We start from the raw sequence: 17643 nt of genomic DNA, 5'->3' as shown, positions 1-17643 counted from the left end.
CTTTGCCCTATCGTCGAACGGCATGACCGCTTCCAGCGAATCCGGCTCCCCCACAGGCGATCCCCACAGCCTCTCGGTTCTCGACGCCCTGCACTCGACGCCGTCACGGCGTTACCTCTCCGACCGACCGATCCCGGACGACGTGCTGTGGGCCGTACTCGATGCGGCCACCCGCGGCCCCTCGGGCGGCAATCGCCAGTCCTGGGGCTGGGTGGTGGTCACCGACGCCACGATCAAGGAGCAGGTGGCCGCCCGGTACCGGGACGGTTGGGACCGGGCCTACGGCTCCCGCCGCGCGGAGGTGCTGAACGCGCCACCCACCGATGCGGGGATGAGCCCGGCCACCTACCGGGCCGCCGAGCACCTGGCCCACCACCTGCACGAGGCTCCCGTGTGGGTGATCCCGGTGCTGCGGCAGGCCGCCGGCTCCACCAACCCGCGACTGGGCTCCTCGATCTACGGCGCGGTGCAGCAACTGCAGCTGGCCGCCCGCGCCTACGGCATCGGCAGCACCCTGACCACGTTCCACGTCGCCTACGAGAGTGAGATCGGCTCACTGCTGGGCCTTCCCGAGGACGCCCTGACCATGGCCCTGATCCCGCTGGGCTACCCCGCCCGCGGGCGCTGGGCCCAGCCGCGGCGTCTGCCGGTGGAGCAGGTCGTGCACTTCAACCGCTGGGGCGAGTCCCGCCCACGCACCTGAGACACGCTGTGCTCCTTCGTGATCCGGTGATGAGCGAACCGCCGCTGCGGACAACCGGTCACGATCGTAACCAATACTCTACAAAATGACTAGACTTTGTCGTCCGGTCCAGGCTCCCGCGCCGTCCGGCCAGTGGTGACGGCCGGACGGCGCAGTGCGATGTGGTGCGGTGCGGCTGGGCTCACCAGTCGTGAATGGTGCCGTCCTGCAGGCGGTTGATGGGCAGATAGGCCGGCTGGTACGGGTGCGCGGCGGCCAGTTCCTCGTCCAGTTCCACCCCGAGTCCCGGCTCCGCGCCCGGCAGCAGGTGGCCGTCCTCGAAGACGTAGCTGTGCCGGAAGACCTCGTTGGTCAGCGGGGTGTGCCCGGAGTACTCCTGGATACCGAAGTTGTGCACCGCGATGTCGAGGTGGATGGCGGCGGCCATGCCCACCGGCGAGATGTCCTCCGGCCCGTGGATGGCGCTCTTGATCTGCCGGGTCGCGGCGTAGGAGAACAGCTTGTGCATGGGGGTGACGCCACCGAAGTGCGTGACCGCCGAGCGGACGTAGTCGATGAGGCGTTCGTCGATGAGCGTCTGGTAGTCGTAGACGGTGTTGAACACCTCGCCGATGGCCAGCGGCACGGTGGTGTGCTGGCGCACCAGCCGCAGGCCCTGCTGGTCCTCGGCCGGTGTGCAGTCCTCCAGCCAGAACAGGTCGTACGGTTCGATGCTCTGGCCCAGGCGGGCGGCCTGTTGCGGGGTCAGGCGGTGGTGGGAGTCGTGCAGCAGCGGCAGGTTCGGGCCGAACTCGTGGCGGACGGCCTCGAGCACCGTGGGCAGGTGACGCATGTAGGCGCCGGTGTCCCAGTCCTCCACCACGGGCCGGGCCCGCGCGTCCACCCGCTGCCCGTCCACCGTCTCGGCGATCGCGGTACCCGAGTGCACGCCGTAGACGGTCCCCAGGCCGGGAACCCCGGTCTGCACCCGCACGCTCTTGTACCCCTCGGCCAGCCGCGCCCGCACCGAGTCGAGCAGTTCGGGGATGTCACGGCCGTTGGCGTGCCCGTAGGCGCGCACCCGCTCCCGGGAGGCCCCGCCCAGCAGCTGGTACAGCGGCTGCCCGCACACCTTGGCCTTGATGTCCCACAGGGCGACGTCCACCGCGGCGATGGCCGCCATGGTCACCGGCCCGCGCCGCCAGTACGCACCCCGGTACAGCGTCTGCCAGGTGTCCTCGATGCGGTGCGGGTCCAGGCCGATCAGCAGCGGGACGACGTGGTCGCGCAGGTACGACACGACCGCCAGTTCGCGGCCGTTGAGGGTGGCGTCGCCCAGACCGGTGACCCCCTCGTCGGTGGTGATCTTCAGGGTGACGAAGTTGCGTCCCGGGCTGGTCACGATGACCCTGGCGTCGACGATCTTCATAAAGGCAGGCCCCTTTCAGCCCTTGGTGGCGCCGGCGGTCAGGCCGGCCACGAGGTATTTCTGGCCGAGGACGGCGGCGATCAGCACCGGCACCGTCATCAGCGTGGCCGCGGCCATCAGCCCGCCCCAGTCGGTGGAGGCGTAGGAGATGAAGTTGAACAGCGTCACCGGCATCGTCTTGGTGTTCTCGTCCGAGAGGATCAGCGCGAACATGAAGTTGTTCCAGCTGAAGATGAACGCCAGCACGCAGGCGGTGGCGGTGCCCGGCGCGGCCAGCGGCAGGGCGATGCGCCGGAACGCGCCGAACGCGCTCAGCCCGTCGACCCGGCCGGCCTCCTCCAGTTCGATCGGCAGTCCCTCGAAGAAGCCGATCATGATCCACAGGATCAGCGGGACCGAGACGAACATGTGGCTGAGCACCAGCACGGTGTACGAGCCGACCAGCCCGATCTGGGCGAACAGGTAGTACCAGGGCACCAGCAGCGAGATGGCAGGCACGATCCGCGCGACCAGCACCAGCGAACCGGTCGAGTGCATCCGGAACCGCCCGACCGCCCACGCGGCCGGTACCGCGATCAGCGCCGAGAGCACGGTCGAGACCACACCGACCAGCGCCGAGTTGCCCAGCGAGCGCACGATCTCGCCGTCGGCGAGCACATTGCGGAAGTTCTCCAGCGTGGGGCTGAAGACCAGGCCCACGCTGGGATCGGTGACCTGGACGTTCGTCTTGAACGCGGCGGCGATCATCCAGACCACGGGCATCGCGATGATCAGGCAGACCACGGTGATGGCCAGCGCCCGAAGCGCCGTCCAGTACGAGCGTTTCATGCGGAGGCCTCCCGGGAGCGGCGTCGCAGCAGCACGACGACCCCGACGATGAACAGGGTGAAGAGCACCAGCACGGCGGCGGCCAGGCCGTACTCCTGGTAGTCGAAGGTGAGCCCGTACGCGTACACGTTGAGCGTCTCGACCTCGAAGTCCGAGCCTCCGCCCGGGCCCTTGGTCGCATACAGGATGTCGAAGGTCTTCAGGGCGTCGACCGCGCGCAGCACCAGCGCCGTCATCAGCGTGGTCATCAGGCCCGGCAGGATCACGTACCGGAAGCGCTGCCAGGCGTTCGCGCCGTCCACCTGGGCTGCTTCCTCGGGATCCTGCGGCAGGGTGCTCAGCCCGGCCAGCAGCAGCAGGGCCATCATCGGCGTCCACTGCCACACGTCGATGAGCATCAGCACCGGCAGCGACTGGCTGACCGACCCCAGGAACTCCTGCGGGGCGATCCCGACGGAACCCAGCAGGTGGTTGGCGATGCCGTTGGTGGGGTCGAGGATCAGCAGCCACAGGATGCCGATCGCCACCGGGGTGGCCAGCAGCGGCACCATCAGGATCGAGCGGACCACCCGCATGCCCCGAAAAGGCTTGCGCAGCAGCATGGCGATGGCCAGGCCGAGGATGGTCTCGATCAGGACGGCGCCGACCGTGAAGTACAGGGTGCGCCACACCGCGGGCCAGAAACGCCGCCCGTCGCCGAGGGCGTCCAAGTAGTTCTGCCCGCCGTTGTAGCCCTTGCCCGCGTTGACGGCGCCGAAGGCATCGGTCAGGGAGAGGTTGAGGGTGAACAGCAACGGGAAGATGATCATCGCGCCGACGAAACCCAGGGCCGGGGCCAGCATCAGCCAGCGCAGGCGCCGGTTGGACCTGTCGAAGCCGGACATCAGAACTCCTGCTGACGGTTGTCGCGGACCAGGAAATCGGCGAACTCGGCATGGGCGTCGGCCGCGACCGGGGCCACGTCCTCACCGATGATTCCCGCCACCAGCGGGCGTCCCACGATGTCGCGGGCCCGTCCCACCTGGATGACCTCGGGACGGTCGTGTCCGATGCCGTTCTCGGCGTTGATCCGCATCGCCTCGGCCAGGTCCGCCGGGAAGGCGGTGAGCGTCTCGGGGTCGTCCCAGGCCGATGTACGGGCGCCAGGGATGCCGGCCGCCTGCAGTTCGGTGACCATCTGCGCACCGGAGATCCACTCGATGAACTGCCAGGCGTCCTCGCGCAGCATCGAGAACTGGTTGATGCCCACGCTCCAGGACGGGATGTTGTGCGGCCTGGACCCGGCCGGCCCGGCCGGGAACGGCGCGAACCCCACCTGCTCCTGGACCGTCGAGATGGCCGGGTCCAGGAAGTTGGAGTAGATCGCGTCGGCGTCGATGTAGAAGGCGGCCTTGCCCTGGGCGAAGATCGGCATGGCCTGTTCCAGGCTCATGTTGGTCGCACCGGGCGGCCCGGCGCGGTCCAGGAGCTCGCCGTAGAAGCGGTAGGCGGCCACCGCCTCCGGCGATCCAATGCCCGAGCCTCCTTCGGCGGTGGTGAAGTCCCCGCCGAAGGAGTACAGGAAGCTGGACCACTGGGTGACGGCGCCGCTGCGCTGACCCCGCCCGACGTAGCCGAACAGCTCGTCGCTGGTGAGCCGGAACGCCTCCTCGCGCAGCGCCTCGAGGGTGGCCGGTGGGCCCTCGACCAGGTCCTTGCGGTAGTACAGGGCCGGGCGCTCGGTGACCACCGGCACGCTGAGCACCTTGTCGCGGGTGATCGAGCGTTCCCGGGGTGCTTCCTGGAAGTCCGCCCATCCGAACGCCGTGTCCCCGACCAGGTCGCTGAGGTCGGCCAGCCAGCCGTTACGGGCGAAGAGCAGCTGGTCCTGCAGCGGCCGGACCATCATCACGTCGATGTCCTTGGCCGATGCGTTCAGCTTGACGTTGTAGCTGTTGGAGAGCTGGTCGGCGGTGAGCATCTGCATGCTGACCCGTCGGCCGATGCGTTCCTCGAACTCGGGCAGCCGCTCCTGGACCGCCTGCGACCAGACGTGGTTGATCGCGGAGATGCGTAAGGGGGTGTTGGCGCCGGGCGTGCTGCGGCCCCCGCAGGCGGACAGCGCCGCAGCGCCCACCCCTGCGGCCAGCAGTCGCCCGAAAGCGCGCCTGTTCAGGTCTGTGCCAGACATCGTCGTCCTTGCCGTCGACTCACTCGAAGCTCTGGTCCAACTGGTAGTACCAGTTGGACCAGTTGGACGGTAGCAACGCAGCGACGAGGGCACAAGACGGTCGGCGCAGCCCTCTCAGGCCTGACGCAGGAGGCGGTCGAGATGACGGGTGGCCATCACGTCCAGGCTGGTGTCCAGGTCCGCGCCGTACGTGCGCAGCCCCAGGGCCAGGTGCTCGTGCATGTGCGAACGGGCCCGGGCCACGTCGTGCTCGATGATCGCGTCCAGGATCTCGGCGTGGTGCGGCACTCCCGGCTCACCGATCGCCGGATCCGAGTTCGAGCGCAGCATCATCTCGAACATCGGGCCCCCGATCGAGGACAGCATCACCTGTAGCACCGGGTTTCCGCTGGCCGCCGCGATCGCGTCATGGAACGCCAGGTCGGCCCGAGCCTTCTCGGCCGCGTCCGGAGCCTGCAGCACCCGCTCGTGGGCCCGGTTGAGAACCTCGATCTCCGCCTGGCCCGCGCGCTCCGCCGCCAGACCGGCGATCTCCACCTCGACCGGCAGACGGGCCTCGATCAGCTGCCGCACCGTCGGCCGCGCACCGGCGAACGGCGAGCGGTCCCCCTGCGCCGTCACGTACGACCCGCGCCCCGGCTGCACGTCGATCAGATGCTGCGCCTCCAGCCGGCGCAACACCTCACGCACCACGTTGCGGCTGGCCCCGAAGCGCTGCGCCAGCTCCCGCTCACTCGCCAGCTTGGTACCGACGGCCAGCTCGCCCTCGCGGATCTCGTGCTCCAACTGCCGGGCGATGCGCTCGGTCAGCAGACCGCGCACGGCCGGGCGGAAGGAATCGTCGGAGGACATGCCTGAAGGATAGGGACTACGGCTGATCCCCCGAGGCTCCGGACCGCGAGCCGACCTCGTCCAGCCGGAGTGAGTGGCAAAGCGGCGCCATGGTGGGAATGGCCTCCGGAGCCGTCGAGTTGAGTCCCTTCGTGGCACCCGGCCACCCAGGAGGACCGCCAGCAGGGAGGAACGCAGGGCCAATGCTCCGCCTCTCCCTGCTCGACCGGTCACGCACCCGCGCCGGACATCCCGAAGGCGACGCACTCGTCCATTCGATCGAACGGGCCCGTACAGCCGAACAATCTGGGTACGAGCGCTTCTGGGTCGCCGAGCACCACGCGGTGCCCGGGATCGCCTCGGGAGCACCGGGCGTGCTCCTGGCCGCGATCGGGGCCCAGACCCGAACCATCCGCCTCGGCTCGGGCGGCGTCATGCTGCCCAACCACCAGCCACTGGTCGTCGCCGAGCAGTTCCTGATGCTGGCGGCGCTCTACCCCGGACGGGTCGACCTAGGCCTGGGACGCTCGCTCGGATTCACGGCCCCCGTACGCCGCGCGCTGCGTCAGGAAGCCGGCACCGACACCTTCGCGGCCGACATCACCGAGACCCTGGCCTACCTACGCGGCAGCGCCGACATCACCGCCCACCCGGTCGCCCACGAGCCCATCCCCGTTCTCGTCCTGGCCACCGGCGCCGGGATCGGCATCGCCGCGTCTCTCGGACTGCCCGTCGTGATCGGTGGGCCGATCCTGAGCAGCCCCGACCTGCCTGACCTGCTCGCGTCCTACCGCACCCAGTTCCGGGGCAACACCAGCCCGTCGATCATCGTCTCCACCGAGGTCCTGATCGCCGACACCCAGGAGCAGGCCCGCGAGCTGGCGCTGCCGGAAGCCTGGGCGATGGCCCGATCGCGGCAGACCGGTCTGTTCCCCGCACTGGAACCCCTCTCCTCGATCAGGTCCCAGCCGATGACCGCCCGGATGGCGAACCAAGTGGAGGCGCACCTGGCCGGGATGGTCTGGGGAACCCGCCGGTCCGTGGCTGAGCGGCTCGAGCAGCTGGCCGAGCGGACCGGAGCCGACGAAATCCTGGCGTCCGGAGCCACATACGACAGGGACGCCCTGCACGCCTCGGACGCCGAACTCGCGTCTCTGCTGCTGCCCAGGACTGCAACGGCCGGATAGTCCCGGGGCGTTGCCCCAGCGGCACCCCGTCCCCGCGGCGGCGGTGCGTGCGGCACCCTGGGTGACATGGATCTGCATTCCGCTGACGGCACCTCGGTGCGCCTGCAGCCGGTGGGTTACCAGTTCCCTGACGCGGTCAGCCGCGCCCACGCCGACTACGACGCGAACTGGCTGATCATCGAGGGCGAAGTCGTTCTGGCGGACGGCCGCGCCTGGGCGTTCACCGATCCTGCCCTGCTGACCTGGGAGGCCGGCGAACTCGGCGAGTGGCTGGCCGGGGCGGCCCAGGGACAGGTCGAGGTGGTTGCGCCCGAACAGGCGGCTGTCCTGCCCGACGATGACGAGAGCCCGGATGCGGCGGCCATCTTCGTCGAACCCAACCTGGCCTTCAGCGTGGCTGGTTACACAGAGGAGACAATCTCCCTGCGGGTGCACATGGCGTACGAGTCCGCCCCGGACTGGGCCGAGGACATCATCGTCGACCTGACCTGCCCCCGGGAGTCGGTGCTGCGCGCGGCACAGGAGTGGAACGCGCAGTCGGCGGTGTTCCCGAGGCGGTCGTAGCCAGGAGACCTGGATCTGGCCGGCGGCCTGACCACGTGTCCGGGGTGGGGTCCGAGGCCTGCTCGACACGGCCGAACTGTCTTTCAGCCCTCGTGGGGAGATGCGTCCACACGCGTATGTGCTCTGGTCGCAGCAGTATGGCCGCCGTTGAGCCCGACTTGGTGGAATGACGACGTCCCCACTCTCGTACTCGGAGGAACGTTCGTGCCCGACACCATGCGCCTGCTCGACGGTCTGATCGACCCGATCCTGTCCCGGCTGGACGGACTGCCCGAAGCTGCCCGCGTCGTCCATCTGGCCTGCGGGACAGGCACATTGAGCCTGAGACTGGCCGAACGCAGGCCGGATCTGCGGATCACCGGCATCGACATCGATCCGGCCGTGATCGCCGAGGCGAAAGCAGCTGGGTCGGCCGTCGACTTCCAGGTGATGGACATGACGGCCCTGGGGCTGGAAGACCACAGCGCTGATGCGGTGATCTCCCGGGTGGGTCTGCTCAGCCCCGGAACACCCGACTTCGCCCAGTCAGCGCGGGAGGCTGCCCGCATCCTGCGGCCCCAAGGGGTCTTGGGCCTGGCTGCCTGGACCGACACCGCAGACAGCCCGTACACCCGGATCGGGCTGGCCGTGCTGCGCGCAGTGCTGCCGGCAGGGGCGGTGCCGGACTTCGAAGCCGTGTTCGCCCAGCCGGTACCGATCGAGTCGCACCTCTCGGCAGCAGGACTGCGCGACGTCGAGGCCCGCTGGTTCGCCTGGGAGGCCGAGTACCCGGACTTCGAGACCTGGTGGCGCTTCGACACCGGCTTCGGACCGCTCGCGGCGCTGTTCGGTGCCCTCACCGAGCAGCAACTGGCCCGGGCCCGGCAGATGATGACCGACGACCTGGCGCAGCACCGCACTGGCACCGGCAGCTACCGCCTCCCGGCCCGCGCGCGTCTCGTCACGGCTCGCGGTAGGTCCTGAAGCGCCCTGGGGCGACGCCGTATTCGCGGCGGAAGGCGCTGCTGAGGGCGAACTCGCTGGCGTAGCCGACCCTGCGGGCGATGGCGGCCAGCGGCAGGTCGGTGTCACGGAGGAAACCGGCGGCGCGCGCCAGGCGCCAGCTGGTCAGGCAGCGCTTGGGAGGGCGGCCCACAGCGTCGGTGAAGCGCTCACTGAAGGTGGTCTTGGACAGGCCGGCCAGTGCGCTCAGGTCCGGGACGGTCCACGGCCGCTCGGGAGCGGCGTGGATCTGCTCCAGCACCCGGGCGATCGCCGGGTCGTGGTGGTCGAAGATCCACTGCTGCAGCAGGTTCGTGAGCATCAGGTCCAGCAGGGCGGGACGGGTGGTGCCGGATCCCGGCCCGCTCTCAGCCAGCTTCGCTCGCATCAGCTGGAACAGGGGACCCAGTTCAGGATTGCCTTCAAGGTCGGGTGAGACGGTCACGACGTCCGGCAGGGCCCGTAGCGAGTCGTGAACCTGGCCGTGCTCGAGCCAGTAGGCGCCGCACAGCAGTTCCACGTCGGGCCGGGCCGGCTGGGGCAGGTCCACCTCCGGCACCGCGCGGGGCAGGGCGGCCAGGGCGGCCGGTGCGTGGCTGAGGCCGTGCTCGGCGCCGTGGGGTGTGAGGACCACGTCGCCGGCCGTGAGCAGGCGCGGGGCGTCGGTCGAGGTCAGCAGCCAGGCGGAGCCGGACAGCAACAGGTGGAAGCCGCTGCCGTCGAAGGCCGGGTAGCGATAACCCCAGGTGCCGGACAGACGAACCGTGCAGGCCTGTGCGCGACCGATCCTCAGCCCGGCCAGGGCCTGATCGAGAACGTCCACCCCGTGAGCGTACTTCGGCCGCTTCACAGGCCCGGTCCGCCCGGCCCGCCCCACGTCCGGGCTACCGGATCAGGGCTGGCCGTAAACCATCCTCAGCAGCACCGCGTTGAAGTCCTGCGTCTCGGCGCGGCTCAGCCCCGCCTGCTCCAGCTGGTTCTGGGCCTGCACCTCGGGCCAGACCTCCTCCATCAGCGCGTGTCCCGCATCGGTCAGCGTCAGCGGGTTGCGGCGCCCCTTGGCCCGCCCGCCCTCCCGGCGGACCAGGCCGCGCTCGACCAGTCCGTCCAGGACGCCGCTGATCGACTGCGGGCGCACCAGCACCTCCCGCGCCAGCTGGGCCTGGGTGAACGTGGCCCCGGTGGACAGGTGGCACAGCACGCCGAACTGCACCGGTGAGAGCCCGTGCGCGGCGAACACCTCGGTGAACTCGCGCTCGGCCTGCCGGGCGGCCCGGATCAGGGACCACTTGACCAGGCCGTCGATGTCCTGCGGAGCCAGTTCCATGCCGACTTGCCACCTCCTCGTCGAGACCCCACTATCCCAGTAACAGGTTCCTGCTACTAGTGAGGTGGATGTGTCCACGACGTTGACCCCTCGACCCTCATCCTTCGCCCGGGCCGGCGTGCAGGAGCGCGCCCTGGTCATCGGCGCCACCGGTGCCATCGGTAGTGCCCTGGTCCAGGAGCTGCTCGCGAGCGGTGCCGCGGTGCGGGTGATGTGCCGGCGCCCTGAGCAGGTGCGTGCCTTCACCGAACGCGGTGTCGACGCCGTCCAGGCCAGCTTCGAGAACGGCGAAGCTCTGCGGGAGGCGCTGCAGGACTGCCCGCAACTGTTCCTGAACACTCCGGTGGGCCCTGAGCAGTACGAGCAGAACCGTCTGGCCATCGACGCCGCCGTCGAGGTCGGAGTGCGGCATGTGGTGAAGGTGTCGGCCTCCGACGCCAACCCGCACTCGGCCATCCCGTGGGCCCGCGACCACGCCCTGGCCGATCAGTACCTGGAGCGCAGCGGCCTGGCCTGGACCGTCCTGAAAGCCAGTGCCTTCATCAGCAACCTGCTGACCGAGGCCGCCGCCATCCGCCGGGGGTGGCTGCCCCAGACCAGCGGCAACGGCGCCACCGCCTGGGTCGACACGAGCGACGTCGCAGCGGTGGCCGCGCGCGTCCTGACCGACGCGGACGTCCAGGGACAGACCGGCGAGAACGGCCGGGCGTACCTCCTGACCGGCGATCGCCCGCTCTCCTACCCCGAGATCGCCGGCATCCTGACCGCCACCCTCGGACACCGGGTGCGCTACGTCCACCTGCCCGCCCCCGCCTTCTACGCCGGGCTGCGAGCCTCCGGGGTTCCTGCGTGGCAGGCACGCGGCCTGGTTCACCAGTTCGTCGATGTGGTGCGCCGCGGGCAGGACGGCGGACGGCTGTGCAGCAGCGACATCCCGGACCTGCTGGGGCGCCCGGCCATCACCGTGGCTGACTTTGCGCTGAAGAATCGCTCCGAGCTCAGCCGCGCCTGACCGGCAGGGCCGGGATGCGACCTGTCTTCTTCATGAGCATCGCTGGCGACCGGAAGGTGCTGCCCCTGGGCCGCTTCACCACCTCCCCCGGGCCGGCTGAATGTTCTGGCTCAGGATCGGGTCCCGCCCTCTCGAGGGGACAGCTACGACTGGCTCCGGCTGCAGCTGTCCCCTCGGACGCGGGTGGGGCAACCCGTCTGGGTCACGGTCGCGCTGCTCGCGAGGATCAACCGGTGGGCAGCCGGAGAGTGAAGACCGTCTCGACACCCGGCCGGCTGAAGGCTTCCACCTCCCCCTGGTGGGCTTCCACGAGTTGCTTGACGATGCACAGTCCGAGCCCGCTGCCCCCGCTGCGGCGGCTACGGGACTTGTCCGCGCGCCAGAAACGATCGAAGACGTGCGCCAGGTCGTCTGGCTGGATGCCCTGGCCTGTGTCCGTCACGCTGATCGTCGTGTGTGATGCGTCCGGGGACGCGCTCAGGGTGACGGTGCCACCGGGCGGGGTGTGCCGGATCGCGTTCGACATCAGGTTGCCCAGCACCTGCCGCAGTCGCAGCGGGTCGGCGTCCACGATCGGCTCGCCGACGACCTGCGTGAGCACGGTGACCCCGGCCGCCTCGGCAGTCGCGCGGTGGGCGGCGGCGACCTGGCCGAGAACCTCGCTCGCCCGGACCTGCTGCCGGCTCAGCGACAGCGTGCCGGCTTCGGCGCTGGAGAGGGTCTGCAGGTCGTCGATGATGTGCTGCAGCAGCATGGCCTCCTCCTGCAGGGAGGACAACAGGGCCGCATCGGGCGAGGCGATCCCGTCCTGCGCCGCCTCCAGCCAGCCCCGGATATTGGTCAGCGGGGTCCGCAGTTCGTGCGCGATGTCGCTGACCATCTCCTTTCGCTGTTCTTCGGCCTGTTCCCGGCGACGCGAGAGATCGTTCAGAGCCTGCGCCAGAGAACCGATCTCGTACGTCGTGTCCACCGCGAACCGCACGTTGAGGTTGCCGGTGTCCTGTGCAGCACTGACCAGGGCCCGCAGCGGGCGGGCCAGCCGGAAGGCGACCAGGGCGGTGATCAGGAAGGTCAGGGCCAGGACCAGACCGGTGACGGCGGCGATCCGGGTGGCGCCGGCCTGGGACAGGTCGGGCCCGGCGATGATGACCGCGGACCTGGCGTTGATGAACAGCAGGGCCGGTGGGGCCACGTAACGGGCCATCTGGGTCCGCTGGGCCTGGGCCGAGCAGTCGTTGACGGTCTCGATCTGCCCAGGCGTCCCGGTGTACCGGATCTGGCGTTCGAGGGTGAGCTGAAGTTTCCTGGCCCGGGGCACGGCCCGGCGCTCGGCGCAGTCGACCACCAGCCGGCGGAGGTCCGCCAGGGCCACGGCTTCGGTCCTCGTCGGCTGCCGAAGGTCATCCCCGTGGCACAAGTTGCTGGCCACCGGACTCGCCGGCCAGAAGATCTGCACGTCCGAGCGCCCGCTGGACCTGACCAGGCTCTGGGCGTCGTAGCCCAGACGTTCCAGACAGGTGACGCGCCTGGTCGCCATCACCCGCAGCCGGTCCTGTTCCGCGACCGGGAGCGCGAACGGACCCACGACCCGGGGGTCGATCACCACGGCGCTCCGCCCCGGGCCCGCTGCCTCCTGGTCCGGGTGCAGGGGATCGATCACGGCGGCCGCCCGGGTGGCCAGCCGGGGCCGGCCCTGCCCAGAGCTGGTGATGAGCTCACGGTCCGGGGTGGTCAGGGTGATGACCCGGCCCGTGTCCTCGGCCAGGTCGTGCACGACCGGGCCCACCGTGGACCAGTCCGGGTTACGGGCCGCGTACCCGGTCAGGACGTCCTGGATGCGGGTGTCGTCAGCCAGTACCTGGCCGCGTTCCTGCGCGATCGACAAGGTGGTGCTGCGCGTGACCAGCCAGGCCGTGGCCAGCACGGACACCAGGGTGATCGCCAGGGAGGCGGTCAGCATCCGGGCCAGCAGGCTGTGCCGCAGGCGGTTCCTAGGTCTCACGGGGTCCGCCGGCCAGCCGGTACCCCACACCGAAAACCGTCTGCAGGAGCTGCGGGGACCGCGGAACCACCTCGATCTTCTTGCGCAGGTTGACGATGTGCACGTCGATGGCGCGCTCGGTGGCCGCCCGGTCGTAACCCTCGGTGCAGTCGAGCAACTGACGACGGCTGAAGGCCCGCCCCGGTTCGGCCGCCATCGTCTCCAGGATGCGGAACTCCCCCGGGGTGCAGGACACCGGCTCACCCCGGCAGATCACCTGGTGTTGCTGAACATCGACGGTCAGTGGCCCCACACGCCAGATCGGCAGGCCCGACCCGGCCTGGGCCCCGGCCCGCCGCAGCAGGCTGCGGACCCGGGCGACCAGCTCGCGAGGACTGTAGGGCTTGGTCATGTAGTCGTCCGCACCGAGATCCAGTCCCCGCAGCAGGTCCTCCTCGGCGGAACGCGAGGTCAGCATCAGCACCGGCAGGTCTCCGGCGTCCCGGACACGGCGGCAGACCTCGGGTCCCTGCACCACCGGCAGCATCCAGTCCAGCACGAGAAGGTCCGGCGGTCGCTGCAGTACGCGCTCGATGGCCGAGCGTCCGTCGTGGACGACGGCCACGGTGTGACCGTCGTGCTCCAGATAGCGACGAACCAGGGCGGCCTGTTTCTCGTCGTCCTCGGCCACCAGAACATGAGCGCCCATGCGGCAACCATAGAGCCACAGGCACTTGGCTCAGGGCCCGACGGTGATGCTCGAAGACTCGCTCACAACCTCCTAACATCCACACGGCACAGTGTCCTGCATGACGAGATCTGCTCTCCACGCGTCGGTTTCTGGTCGTTCCCTGCACCCGCTGTTGCGGGCCGGACTGGGCGCGGTGTTCATCACCACCCTGCTCACCAACCTGCTCACCGCCTGCTCGTCCGCCTCTGACAGCGAGGGGGCGGCCGACTCCGGCCAGGTGGCGTCCGTCGCCCAGCCCTCCGGCCGCGAGGACGCCGGCAAGAACGCTGACCCGAGCAAATCCGCCGGCAAGGCTCCCCAGCGGCGGCTCGACAGCACCGAGGAAGAGACGCTGGGGATGTTCCAGCCCTACCTGCAGTGCCTGAAGGACAACGAGGTTCCTATCCAGCGCGTCGGCACCGGCGGGAAGGTTCCTATGTCGGATCCTTCATGGCTCTACTACCCCAGTGTGGACACGGCCGACTACCCCGCTGCGGAGAAGGAGTGCGACCCCATCAGGCCGTTGATGCCGCGCGAACTGGACCCGAAGACCAATCACGACTTCATGAAGGACTTCCGGGCCCAGATCGAGTGCCTGGAGGCCAACGGGGTCAAGGTGACCGGGCTGCCGGACGGCAGCGGCTTCACCTACCGCGACGGATACCAGCCCGACGAGGAGGCCCACAAGATCGAGGAAGACTGCCAGATGAAGGCTTTCGGTGGCAAGGAGTAGGAAGGCTCTGAGCGCGGCGCTCGTCCTGCTGCTGACGCTCGGCGTGGGAGCCGGACTGCTCTGGGCCCGAAAGCGTTCCTCCGACGGAGAACCGGCGCCGGCCAAACCGTCCGTGCACAGCGTGGAGGTGACGCGCACCAGCCTGTCGGACACCCGTGAACTGGACGGCACCCTCGGGTTCGGAGCAGTCCGGACGATCCAGGGTGGCGGTGAGGGCATCGTCACCTGGCTCCCGGCGGCAGGACGGACGATCAAACGGTCGGGTTCCCTGTTCCGGGTCGACGACCGGCCCTCGGTGGTCTTCTACGGCGACACCCCGCTGTACCGGCCGCTGGACACCGTGGGCCTGGTCGGGCGTGACGTACGGGTCGTCGCCGAGAACCTGACGGCCCTGGGCTACGACATCGGCGTGCAACCCGGGCCCGGCACTTCGATCACACAGCAGGTCCCACCGGCCGAGAACGCGGCCGTCCGCGCGGACCCGGCGCAGGACGTCAGCGGGACGAAAGCCAGCGCGAAGCAACCGAGCCAGCAGCCGCACCCGTCAGCTCCTCCCCCGCTGAAGGTCCAGAGCGGCGACGGCCTCCTGACCGCCGAACTGGTGGCGGCCATCAAACGCTGGCAGCCCACGGCCGGTTTCGACCCCACCGGCGTCCTGGAGGCGAGGGACGTGGTGGTCACCTCGGGACCGGTCCGGGTCCAGAGTCTGGCGGGCCGTGTCGCAGGTCCGGCTTCGGAGGACCTGCTGAAGGTCACCGGCACGACCAGGAGGGTGACCGTGGTCGTGGACTCCCAGGACCTCAGCTCGATCAGGCAGAAGCAACGGGTCACGGTGATCATGCCCGACCAGTCCTCGGTCCCCGGAACCGTCACCGCGATCAGCAGCATCGTCCCGGACGACCAGGACGATCCCGAGGGCAACGGGGCCCCGTCCCAGCTCAGAGTGACCGTGAAGATCGGGCAGAAACGCCTGCCCCGTGGCGTGGACACGGTGAAGGTACAGGTCAAGTTCATCGCCAAGGCCCGTCCGAAGGTCCTGGCCGTTCCGGTCGGCGCTCTGCTGGCCCTGCGCGAAGGTGGCTACGGGGTGCAGGTCTCCGGCGGTGAACTGGTCCCGGTCGAGACCGGGCTGTTCGCCATGGGGCTGGTGGAGATCAGCGGCCCTGGCATTGCCGAGGGCACGCTCGTGGAGACCACCGCGTGAGCGAGGTCCTGACGGTCCGCAACGCGACCATGGCCTATCCGGGTGGGGTGCGAGCGCTGGACGACGTCAGCCTCAGTATCGCCGAGGGCGAGATGCTGGCCATCGTCGGGCCTTCCGGATCCGGCAAGTCCACCCTGCTGAACATCATGGGCACCCTTGATCGCCCGACCAGTGGCAGCGTGCTGATCCGGGGGCAGGACGTCGCCGCACTCACCGACCGTCAGCTGTCCGCCCTGCGAGCGCAGTGGCTGGGCTTCGTCTTCCAGCAGTTCCATCTCAGCGAGGGCCTGAGCGCCGTCGAGAACGTCACGACCGGCCTTCTGTACGCCGGGGTGGCCCGCCGTCACCGTCGAGCCCGGGCTGTCGAGGTGCTGGGCCGCGTCGGCCTGGGCCACCGGATCGAGCACCGGCCCCAGCAGCTCTCGGGCGGCGAACGCCAGCGGGTGGCCATCGCCCGGGCCCTGGTCAACGATCCTGCCCTGGTGCTGGCCGACGAACCCACCGGCGCCCTGGACACAGCCAACGGCGTGGCTGTCCTGGCCCTGCTGCAGCGACTGAACGAGGAAGGCACCACCATCGCCGTCATCACCCACGACCGGGACATCGCCGCGCACCTGCCCCGCCGGGTGGAGATCCGCGACGGACGCATGATCTCCGACAGCGCCGACCCATCCATGGCTCAGATCCGCTCCGGCGCAGACATTTCTGGGCGCCGTCACCTCCATGGCCGAGCAAGGCTCGACGCTCCCCCGGAAGGCGGGCAGTGACCGCGACCTATCGCGCGGCCCGGCTGCCACCACGCGATCTGCTCGCACTCGGCATGCTGGGCCTGCGCACCCGCAAGCTGCGGGCCGCCCTGTCCGCTCTCGGGATCTCCATCGGCATCGCCACCATGATCGTGGTCACCGCCATCCCTGCCTCCAGCCACCAGGCGCTGCTGCGGGAACTGTCCGAACTGGGGCCCAATCTGCTCACCGCGCAGCCGATCCCGGACCAGGACCCACCGGTGCTACTACCCCAGGAGTCGATCGCCATGGTGAAGCGGATCGGTCCGGTCACCGCGGTCAGCGCCGTGGCCAACACCCATGCCACGGTGCGACGCTCCGACCGGATCGCCGCCGGCGACTTCTCCGGCCTGAGCGTCCTGGCCGCGCGTTCGGACCTGATGGGCGTGATGGGTGCCTCCCTCTCTTCCGGGCGCTTCTTCACCCCCGTGGACGAGCACTTCCCCACCGCCGTGCTGGGATTCGCGGCGGCCACCCGGCTCGGGCTGGGGGCGATCTCCGAGAGCGACCGGCCGGCCCAGATCTACATCGACCGACGCTGGTTCAGCGTGATCGGTGTGCTGGAGCCGGTCCCCCTGGCCGGCGATCTCGACCAGTCGGTACTGATCGGCTGGTCCTCGGCCGAGACACTGCTGCACTTCGACGGCCACCCCACCGTGCTCTACGTGCGGGCCCGCGAGCAGGTCCTGGAGGATGTCGCAGCGGTACTGCCCGCCACGGTCTTCCCCGAACGGCCGGGGCAGGTCTCCGTCAGTCGTCCCTCGGACGCCCTGGCCGCCAAACGGGCCACCGAAAAGTCCTTCTCCTCGCTGTTCCTCGGACTGGCCGGGGTCTCCTTGCTGGTGGGTGGCATCGGGGTGGCGAACACCATGATCATCTCGGTGCTGGAGCGACGCCGGGAGATCGGCCTGCGACGCGCACTGGGAGCCAGTCGGGCCCAGATCCGGGCCCAGTTCCTGACGGAGTCGGTCATCCTCTCCGGGCTCGGTGGTCTGGCCGGCACTCTGCTCGGTGTCGTTGCCACCCTCGGCTACGCCACCTGGCAGAACTGGCCCCCGGTGATCCCGGCCGGTTCCGTGCTGGGCGGATGCGCGGGTGCCGTGGTGGTGGGAGTGGCCGCCGGCGTCTACCCGTCGATCCGGGCCTCTCGTCTCACCCCGACTGAGGCCCTCTCCGTGGCGGCGTGACCATGACGAAGT

The 17643-nt window shown here is 69.7% G+C and carries 18 protein-coding genes; 9 read left to right on the top strand and 9 right to left on the bottom strand.

Translation table 11 applies throughout. From position 1 onward, the window contains the following. Positions 1-22 precede the first annotated feature (22 nt). The gene (locus LWF15_RS08470; RefSeq protein ID WP_232809846.1) at positions 23-703 is read left to right on the top strand and encodes a nitroreductase family protein; all 681 of its coding nucleotides are present in this window, start codon (positions 23-25) and stop codon (positions 701-703) included. A gap of 181 nt (positions 704-884) precedes the next feature. Here the strand turns inward: LWF15_RS08470 and manD are convergent, their stop codons facing one another. From manD to LWF15_RS08445, 5 genes are all read right to left on the bottom strand, one after another. After that, on the bottom strand, positions 885-2111 hold the full coding sequence (manD, locus tag LWF15_RS08465) for a D-mannonate dehydratase ManD (protein WP_232809845.1): 1227 nt from the start codon (positions 2109-2111) through the stop codon (positions 885-887). Between the two features lie 15 nt (positions 2112-2126). Beyond that, positions 2127-2939 carry a carbohydrate ABC transporter permease gene (locus LWF15_RS08460; protein ID WP_232809844.1) on the bottom strand — a complete coding sequence of 271 codons (813 nt, stop codon included), beginning with the start codon at positions 2937-2939 and terminating at the stop codon, positions 2127-2129. After that, on the bottom strand, positions 2936-3823 hold the full coding sequence (locus LWF15_RS08455; RefSeq protein WP_232809843.1) for a carbohydrate ABC transporter permease: 888 nt from the start codon (positions 3821-3823) through the stop codon (positions 2936-2938). The genes LWF15_RS08460 and LWF15_RS08455 overlap by 4 nt, the downstream gene beginning before the upstream one ends. Next, on the bottom strand, positions 3823-5109 hold the full coding sequence (locus LWF15_RS08450; RefSeq protein WP_232809842.1) for an extracellular solute-binding protein: 1287 nt from the start codon (positions 5107-5109) through the stop codon (positions 3823-3825). Before LWF15_RS08450 ends, LWF15_RS08455 begins: the two co-directional genes overlap by 1 nt. A 114-nt stretch (positions 5110-5223) precedes the next feature. Continuing rightward, positions 5224-5961 (bottom strand): FadR/GntR family transcriptional regulator, encoded by a 738-nt coding sequence (locus LWF15_RS08445; protein ID WP_232809841.1) that lies wholly within the window; start codon positions 5959-5961, stop codon positions 5224-5226. A gap of 182 nt (positions 5962-6143) precedes the next feature. Here LWF15_RS08445 and LWF15_RS08440 point away from each other — a divergent pair, with 182 nt between their 5' ends. From LWF15_RS08440 to LWF15_RS08430, 3 genes are all read left to right on the top strand, one after another. After that, positions 6144-7127, top strand: a complete 984-nt coding sequence (locus LWF15_RS08440) for an MsnO8 family LLM class oxidoreductase (RefSeq protein WP_232809840.1) — start codon at positions 6144-6146, stop codon at positions 7125-7127. 66 nt (positions 7128-7193) lie between these two features. Further along, positions 7194-7691 (top strand): WapI family immunity protein, encoded by a 498-nt coding sequence (locus LWF15_RS08435; protein ID WP_232809839.1) that lies wholly within the window; start codon positions 7194-7196, stop codon positions 7689-7691. Between the two features lie 204 nt (positions 7692-7895). Then, positions 7896-8654: a class I SAM-dependent methyltransferase gene (locus tag LWF15_RS08430; protein WP_232809838.1), complete on the top strand. Its 759-nt coding sequence runs from the start codon at positions 7896-7898 to the stop codon at positions 8652-8654. On the opposite strand, the gene LWF15_RS37385 is transcribed toward LWF15_RS08430, so the two are convergent. Beyond that, entirely contained in the window at positions 8632-9495 is an 864-nt protein-coding gene (locus LWF15_RS37385) for an AraC family transcriptional regulator (protein WP_232809837.1), read from the bottom strand. The two genes, LWF15_RS08430 and LWF15_RS37385, sit on opposite strands and share 23 nt — an antisense overlap. Positions 9496-9564: 69 nt before the next feature. Next, the gene (locus tag LWF15_RS08420; protein WP_232809836.1) at positions 9565-9999 is read right to left on the bottom strand and encodes a MarR family winged helix-turn-helix transcriptional regulator; all 435 of its coding nucleotides are present in this window, start codon (positions 9997-9999) and stop codon (positions 9565-9567) included. A gap of 70 nt (positions 10000-10069) precedes the next feature. Here LWF15_RS08420 and LWF15_RS08415 point away from each other — a divergent pair, with 70 nt between their 5' ends. Next, a complete protein-coding gene (locus tag LWF15_RS08415; RefSeq protein WP_232809835.1) occupies positions 10070-11011 on the top strand; it encodes an NAD(P)H-binding protein in 942 nt (313 codons plus the stop codon). Positions 11012-11237: 226 nt separating this feature from the next. On the opposite strand, the gene LWF15_RS37380 is transcribed toward LWF15_RS08415, so the two are convergent. Both LWF15_RS37380 and LWF15_RS08405 read right to left on the bottom strand, forming a co-directional pair. Further along, a complete protein-coding gene (locus LWF15_RS37380; RefSeq protein WP_232809834.1) occupies positions 11238-13013 on the bottom strand; it encodes a sensor histidine kinase in 1776 nt (591 codons plus the stop codon). Beyond that, positions 13003-13701, bottom strand: coding sequence for a response regulator transcription factor (locus LWF15_RS08405; protein ID WP_232809833.1), 699 nt, complete (start codon positions 13699-13701; stop codon positions 13003-13005). Before LWF15_RS08405 ends, LWF15_RS37380 begins: the two co-directional genes overlap by 11 nt. Before the next feature lie 100 nt (positions 13702-13801). Here LWF15_RS08405 and LWF15_RS08400 point away from each other — a divergent pair, with 100 nt between their 5' ends. The 4 genes from LWF15_RS08400 to LWF15_RS08385 are packed head-to-tail and all read left to right on the top strand — an operon-like array spanning position 13802 to position 17631. Continuing rightward, a complete protein-coding gene (locus LWF15_RS08400) occupies positions 13802-14455 on the top strand; it encodes a hypothetical protein (protein ID WP_232809832.1) in 654 nt (217 codons plus the stop codon). Next, on the top strand, positions 14442-15659 hold the full coding sequence (locus tag LWF15_RS37375) for an efflux RND transporter periplasmic adaptor subunit (protein WP_232809831.1): 1218 nt from the start codon (positions 14442-14444) through the stop codon (positions 15657-15659). Before LWF15_RS08400 ends, LWF15_RS37375 begins: the two co-directional genes overlap by 14 nt. Next, positions 15656-16426 (top strand): ABC transporter ATP-binding protein, encoded by a 771-nt coding sequence (locus tag LWF15_RS08390; RefSeq protein WP_232809830.1) that lies wholly within the window; start codon positions 15656-15658, stop codon positions 16424-16426. The genes LWF15_RS37375 and LWF15_RS08390 overlap by 4 nt, the downstream gene beginning before the upstream one ends. Next, positions 16423-17631, top strand: a complete 1209-nt coding sequence (locus LWF15_RS08385; RefSeq protein ID WP_232809829.1) for an ABC transporter permease — start codon at positions 16423-16425, stop codon at positions 17629-17631. The genes LWF15_RS08390 and LWF15_RS08385 overlap by 4 nt, the downstream gene beginning before the upstream one ends. The last annotated feature ends 12 nt before the right edge of the window (positions 17632-17643 follow it).

The sequence above is a fragment of the Kineosporia rhizophila genome (genome assembly GCF_021277265.1).
In the GTDB taxonomy this organism is placed as follows: Bacteria; Actinomycetota; Actinomycetes; order Actinomycetales; family Kineosporiaceae; genus Kineosporia; species Kineosporia rhizophila.
The sequence above is the reverse complement of the archived record's forward strand: the minus strand, read 5'-3'. Positions and strand labels throughout refer to the sequence as shown.

Bases quoted from the DNA above. Each gene is read 5' to 3' on its own strand.
- LWF15_RS08450 (WP_232809842.1), bottom strand. From the start codon at position 5,109: ATGTCTGGCACAGACCTGAACAGGCGCGCTTTCGGGCGACTGCTGGCC.
- manD (WP_232809845.1), bottom strand. From the start codon at position 2,111: ATGAAGATCGTCGACGCCAGGGTCATCGTGACCAGCCCGGGACGCAAC.
- LWF15_RS08470 (WP_232809846.1), top strand. From the start codon at position 23: ATGACCGCTTCCAGCGAATCCGGCTCCCCCACAGGCGATCCCCACAGC.
- LWF15_RS08435 (WP_232809839.1), top strand. From the start codon at position 7,194: ATGGATCTGCATTCCGCTGACGGCACCTCGGTGCGCCTGCAGCCGGTG.
- LWF15_RS08455 (WP_232809843.1), bottom strand. From the start codon at position 3,823: ATGTCCGGCTTCGACAGGTCCAACCGGCGCCTGCGCTGGCTGATGCTG.
- LWF15_RS08420 (WP_232809836.1), bottom strand. From the start codon at position 9,999: ATGGAACTGGCTCCGCAGGACATCGACGGCCTGGTCAAGTGGTCCCTG.
- LWF15_RS08440 (WP_232809840.1), top strand. From the start codon at position 6,144: ATGCTCCGCCTCTCCCTGCTCGACCGGTCACGCACCCGCGCCGGACAT.
- LWF15_RS08445 (WP_232809841.1), bottom strand. From the start codon at position 5,961: ATGTCCTCCGACGATTCCTTCCGCCCGGCCGTGCGCGGTCTGCTGACC.
- LWF15_RS08400 (WP_232809832.1), top strand. From the start codon at position 13,802: ATGACGAGATCTGCTCTCCACGCGTCGGTTTCTGGTCGTTCCCTGCAC.
- LWF15_RS08405 (WP_232809833.1), bottom strand. From the start codon at position 13,701: ATGGGCGCTCATGTTCTGGTGGCCGAGGACGACGAGAAACAGGCCGCC.
- LWF15_RS08460 (WP_232809844.1), bottom strand. From the start codon at position 2,939: ATGAAACGCTCGTACTGGACGGCGCTTCGGGCGCTGGCCATCACCGTG.